5 protein-coding genes are annotated in these 5363 nt (G+C 68.6%); 1 reads left to right on the top strand and 4 read right to left on the bottom strand.

Going from position 1 to position 5363, the window contains the following annotated elements:
- Nucleotides 1-342: 342 nt before the first annotated feature.
- The 4 genes from ACH4FX_RS43105 to ACH4FX_RS43090 all read right to left on the bottom strand — a co-directional run bounded on the left by ACH4FX_RS43105 (nt 343) and on the right by ACH4FX_RS43090 (nt 3435).
- Entirely contained in the window at nt 343-810 is a 468-nt protein-coding gene (locus tag ACH4FX_RS43105) for an SRPBCC family protein (protein ID WP_398487377.1), read from the bottom strand.
- 88 nt (nt 811-898) lie between these two features.
- Nucleotides 899-1360 carry a hypothetical protein gene (locus tag ACH4FX_RS43100; RefSeq protein ID WP_398487376.1) on the bottom strand — a complete coding sequence of 154 codons (462 nt, stop codon included), beginning with the start codon at nt 1358-1360 and terminating at the stop codon, nt 899-901.
- Between the two features lie 72 nt (nt 1361-1432).
- Nucleotides 1433-3097: an alpha/beta hydrolase gene (locus ACH4FX_RS43095; protein WP_398487375.1), complete on the bottom strand. Its 1665-nt coding sequence runs from the start codon at nt 3095-3097 to the stop codon at nt 1433-1435.
- Nucleotides 3098-3156: 59 nt separating this feature from the next.
- Nucleotides 3157-3435: a hypothetical protein gene (locus ACH4FX_RS43090; RefSeq protein WP_398487373.1), complete on the bottom strand. Its 279-nt coding sequence runs from the start codon at nt 3433-3435 to the stop codon at nt 3157-3159.
- Between the two features lie 481 nt (nt 3436-3916).
- Here ACH4FX_RS43090 and ACH4FX_RS43085 point away from each other — a divergent pair, with 481 nt between their 5' ends.
- Nucleotides 3917-5197 (top strand): hypothetical protein, encoded by a 1281-nt coding sequence (locus ACH4FX_RS43085; protein ID WP_398487372.1) that lies wholly within the window; start codon nt 3917-3919, stop codon nt 5195-5197.
- The last annotated feature ends 166 nt before the right edge of the window (nt 5198-5363 follow it).

The raw sequence follows: 5363 nt of genomic DNA, 5'->3' as shown, positions 1-5363 counted from the left end.
TGATCACTACTTTAGCGGCTTTTCCCGGTGACTCATAATCGAGTCGCGGTCGAATTCCGGCATGCCGAAATCCGTCCCGTTCGGGAGTCGTGCAGTAGTGGTTGTGCCGCCGGTGCGGCGCGAGTGGCTGCCGCAGAACCGTCACGGCTCCGCGGCAACTCGGAGAACACTACACGAAGGCTCGGGCCGGGGAGACACCCGCTCCGGCACTGATTCCGAGTCAGCTGCGTCGGCCCGAGATGCGATCGGACGCGTGGCCGGCGGTGTGGTCGGCGTGGGGGCGACACAGTGACGAGCGCCGGCGGCTGTGGGGCCCGGGAGGGAGCCGGGGCCGGGGGTGGTTCAGGCTGGGTGGTGGTCGGCGACGGCGCCGAGTTCGATGCCGTACTCAAGGAGGGCCTTCAGCGCGCACAACACGGTGGTGAAGCCGCCGACGGTGTCGTTGACCCAGCGGACGGCGTCGTCCCCCGATCCCTGGAAGCCGGTCTCGGTGACCTCCACGAGCGTGGCGTCCGTTGCCTGCGGGGTGAATTTCAGCTCGACCAGGGTCGGCTGCTCGTAGTTGCCCCACTCGAACCGGATCAGCCGGCCTTCCTCCACCGCCTTGACCCTGACCTGGACCGATGCGCCGTACACCGCCCACTCCCAGCGCAGCTCGGCCCCCGGGACCATCCTTCCGTCGCTCTTGCTGTACCAGAACCGTGTCGTGATGGACGGATCGGCGAATGCTTCGAGCACCTCTTCCGCGGGCTTGCGGACGATCATGGATGCGGAGGCGACGGGGGGCCGGGTGAGTTCGAGTCTCTGCATGGGCACGATCATGCACCCCAGCCCTCTGTGCCCCGTGACGCGCGCGCCGCCCTGGCGTTTCGCCGGCTTCGGCGTGCTCGCCGACCGGTCAGAACTGTTGTTGTTCCACCCCCGGCGGAAGGAAGCAGGGGGTGCTGACGGAGAAGCGCAGCAGGTTGGGGGGCTTCACGGAGTCCGCGATGAGGCTGAAGCGCTCCTGGTCGTGGAAGCCGTACAGCACAGCCTCGGGGCGCTGGGGGCGCTCTTCGTAGCTGGTGACGCGGATGCCGTGCTGCTCCAGTGCCCGGCGTACCTTGCGCACGGCCTCGATGTGCTGGTCTTGCGGGAGGTGCGCGTAGACGGTGTACGTGAGGGTGAAGCGTCCGTCCTGCGGCACCTCGTCGTTGCGTCCGACGCACTTTTCGAAGGACTCGTTGGGCGCCGGATTGTCGGTGGTCTTCACCTGCGCGTAGTGGGCCATGGTCGCCGTGTACTGCTTGGCCCAGGCGAGGGCGTCCGCCCGGCTCTTGCGCGGCAGGGGCTTGTTGGGGTCATCGGTTTGCTGGGACATACAGCCTCCGGCGAAGAGTACGGCCATCAGTGCCGTGAGGATCGGGAAAAGGCGTGGTTTCTTCATGTCCGGTCACTGGACGAAGGCAGGGCCGCCGGGGGCGACGGGGACGACAGGAGTCAGCGGTTTGTCGTGGCGCTCGGTGGGCGTCTGGCCGGCGATGATCTTCCCTTGGTTGGTGAGGCTCTCGCTGTCGTCGTCCCAGTAGCCGCTGTGGCCGTGGGTGTCGACCTTGAAGCGGGTGCCGCCGAAGTCCGACTTGTTCGGCGTGGTGCCCAGAGTCAGGTCGGTGGCGTTGCGAATGGGGTCGTCCTCGGCGATGCCGGTGTAGAAGTGGTCCGGGTCGATGTTGAGGTCCTTCGCGTGGTCGACGCCCATGCCGGGGCTGCCGACGACGGAAATGTTGTCGGCGTCCAGGCCGCCGCCACCGGACGCCGCGGAGCCCACCACGGTGGTGCCGTAGCTGTGCCCGAGCACGGTGAGGTTGGCCCGCTCGCCGCCCTCGTGGGAAGCGCGCAGACCGTGGGTGAACTGCCGCAGGTCCGGGCCGGCGTCGTTGGCCCGGCCTTTTCCGGCGACGTCGAGGTTGCCCGCCTCCGAGACCGGGATTTCCGGAGCGTCGTATCCGAGCCAGTAGACCATCGAGGTCTTCGCCGTCGGGTCCGCGTCCTGTGCCGACCGGCGCAGCTTGTCCACCCGCTCCAGCTGCCCGTCCGTGGATTCCATCGTGGTGGCCGTTCCCGGTACCTGCACGCCCACGTTGTCGGCGGTGTCCGGATTACCCATCGCGATGACGGCTTTGCCGTCGCCCGCGGAGTCGTAGTTGAGGACGTACAGCCGCTTGTTCTCCTCGGCGCCGTCACGTTTGTCCAGTTCGCGTTGGAGCGTCAGCAGGTTGTTGAGGCGTTTGTTGTAATCGTCGGTGGAGTACTTGTCGTGGTAATGGTAATTCTCCATCGCGCCGAGTTCCTGCTCCAGGGCGAGCCGGTTGGCGTCGTCCCGCACGGTGGAGGGCAGGCCGTCGGTCCTGCCGATGATCTCCGGATGCAGGGCCGCATAGGCTTCCCGCTGGCCCTGCGGCAGGTCCTTCCACCACTGTGCGGCGTCCTTCGGGTCGCCGGGCGGGTACGGCTTGCCGAGATCGGTGTGCAGTGCCTTGGAGGCCTGCTTGACGTCATCGCGAGCCTCACCGGCCGCGTCGTCGATGTTGCCCTGCAGGATGTCGCCGTTGAGCTGCGCCAGTGCCTTGGCCCCGTCGTCGCTGGCCTTCCGGGCGTTGTGCAGGGAATCGTTGATCTGGCCTTGGTAGTACTCCAGCTTCGAGAACAGGTCGAGCCGGTCCTGTTCCGTCTCGCCCTCCTGCGCCTCTTCGCGGCCCTTGGGCGGGTGGACGGCACCCTCGTCATCGACGTAGAAATGCTCGGCCTCCAGCTCCTTCACGGCGATGCGGAGCCTGTTCTGCGCCAGCAGCATGCCGGCCCGGGCCATGCCGATGGCTTCGGAGATGGCCATCGCCTCGGTACGCACGATTCCGAAGCGGGTCTCCAGGTCCTCCAGGTAGAACAGGGCGGCGCTGGCGTCGTCGCCCTTCCAGCCCGCGTGCAGCGGCCCGGTCACCTTGCTCCGGTGCCGTCCGCCGAGCTCGTCCATTTGGGTGGAGAGCTGATGCCACGCTTTGTCGGCTGCTTCAGCGTCGGAAAAGTCCTGCTTGAGCAGACGTGTGTAGTCAGAAGCCATATGTGGGCCGCCCCGTGATTCCGTCTGTGGTTACGTCGAGCCAGGTCTGAGAGGTTTCGTCACCCGAAGGGCGAGCCGGAACGCTGCGGGCGCAGTTCCGGGTGGGGATCGCGAGCGGGACCGCCGGCCATATCCCGCTCGTGCACAGGCGTCACGTCGTTGCCTTCGGCAGACTTGCGCAGGCTCGCGGCGCTCGCCGTCGCCCGGTCATGCATCCCGTTCAGGGCCGGAGTCCAGCTTTCGGCAGTGGTCCGCAGAGCGTTGCCCAGTGACTGGCCATTGAGCGAACCGGCCGCCGCTCGGGCATTCGCGAGCGCTTTGCCGTTCTTGCCCTTCATGTCGTCCGACTCCCCCTTTCCCCGCTCACCCCGAAGGGGTGGCAAGACGAAGGCAAACATTAACAACGCCCGTGTCCCGGCCACGCATCGAGGCCGTCGAGGGGCCTGCGTCGTACACCGCGTCCGGCTCGCCTGATCTGAGTCCGATGCGGAGTTCGGTGGCGGTGGTGCGCTGGTTCGGGGTCCACGCGGCACTTTGCGGCCGCATCGTCTGTCGCCCCGCCAAGGTGTTGCAAGCCCACTAGAGGGTGCGCGAGGGCGGAAAACCCGTCGTCGGTTAGATCACAGAGAATTCCGGCACAAGCGAGCAACTATGCCTGTCTGTCCGAATTTGCCCACTGGTGCCGTACAGGCGGCCACTCACCCAGGCCGGCTCTCCGTGGTCGAGGCGCTTCCTCCCAGTCATACGATCACGTGGCCGCCCTCGCGAGCGCTGCTCGCGCGCGGCACCTTGCTTTCTCTCTGACCAGGAAAAGGCCCCGTGAATCTGCGCCGTACTCTCGCGACCGCCGTCGTCGCCGTCTCCACGCCCGCTGTACTGCTCACCGCCGGCTCTGCGGCCCTGGCCGACGCCATGCCTGCGGCGCGGTCGCACCACAAGCCGACCTACGCCGAGCTGAAGAAAGCCGCGGCCGATGCGGAGCAGGCTTACAAGGACGCGGTGGCGGCCAAGGCCGCCGCGCAGCAGAAGCTGAAGGACACCCTGGCCGCCCAGGACTCGCCCACTCATCCGCTCAGGGTGGCCGCCGCGGCCGCGGACAAGGCGCTCGAAGCCGCCGGCACGGACAAGGCTGCCGCGGACAAGGCCGTCGCGGACGCCAAGGCCAAGCTGGAGGCGGCCGAGGACGAGACCGCGAAGGCCACGGCGCAGAAGGCGCTGACCGCGGCCGAGGCCACGGCCGCGAAGGCGGCCCAGGCCAAGGCCGAAGCGGAGGCCAAGCGCACGGCAGCCTGGAAGGCGGTGAGCAACGCCCGGCTCAAGGCCGTTCAGGAGTACAGCAAGATCCAGGACGCTCCGGACGAGGCTCTCAAGGTCAAGAACGCGGCCGACAAGGCGCTGACCGCCGCCGAGGAGTGTGTCCGCGAACCGGGCCTGACCGTCCTCGCCAACGGCCTGCCCTCGAAGGCCGTGGCCGGGACCACGGTCGACTTTTCCTTCACGCTGGCCAACGGCACGGACCGCACCCTGGACGTGGACCCGCTGGTCTTCTTCCGCCTGCATGCCGGGAACCAGGACCAGCACTTCATGAAGGTGCAGTGGTCCGACGGCACGGAATGGAAGGAGCTGGACTTCGAGCACGTCTCCCACACCGGATCCGTCAAGGCCGTGCGGCCCGGTGCGCGTACCGATGTGCGGATGCGTATGACGATCGAGAAGGGGGCTCCGGCGAAGAACGGCTTCGCCCTGTTCGCGGGTGACGCCTCCGATCAGTACAACCCCTGCGTGTCCGGCCCCATGAAGCGGTACGACTTCGAGGTGCTCGCGGCCGGCAGCAAGCCCGGCAAGGTCGACGACGCCGAGCCCGGCAAGGTCGATGACAAGGACCGTCCGAAGCCCGGAAAGCCGGCGCAGGGCGGCACCTCGGGCAAGTCGGCGACGCCCGGCGCCTCGGCCGAGCCGGCCGCGGCCGACGGCAGCCTGGCCGGCACCGGTTCGTCCTCCGCCCTACCGCGGCTCGCCCTCGCGGGCGGTGCGGCCGTACTGCTCGGTGCCGGGGCGGTCTTCGCCGTACGCCGCCGCGGGAACAAGGGCACCAGCTGATCCGGCGTTCCGGCGAGGGCCTGTAGTCCGAGTGCCGGAGGGGCACGGTGTCGGGGGGGGGGGGGGGGGGGCCCCCCCCGCCCCCCCCCCGGGGGGGGCCCCCCCCCCCCCCCGGGGTCCCCACGGGCCACCCGCCCCCCCCCCCCACACCACACCCGGCGGCCCC

Source organism: Streptomyces sp. NPDC018019 (genome assembly GCF_044327805.1).
Lineage (GTDB): Bacteria > Actinomycetota > Actinomycetes > Streptomycetales > Streptomycetaceae > Streptomyces.
Note: the sequence above shows the minus strand (reverse complement) of the source record. Positions and strands in the feature narration are given on the sequence as shown.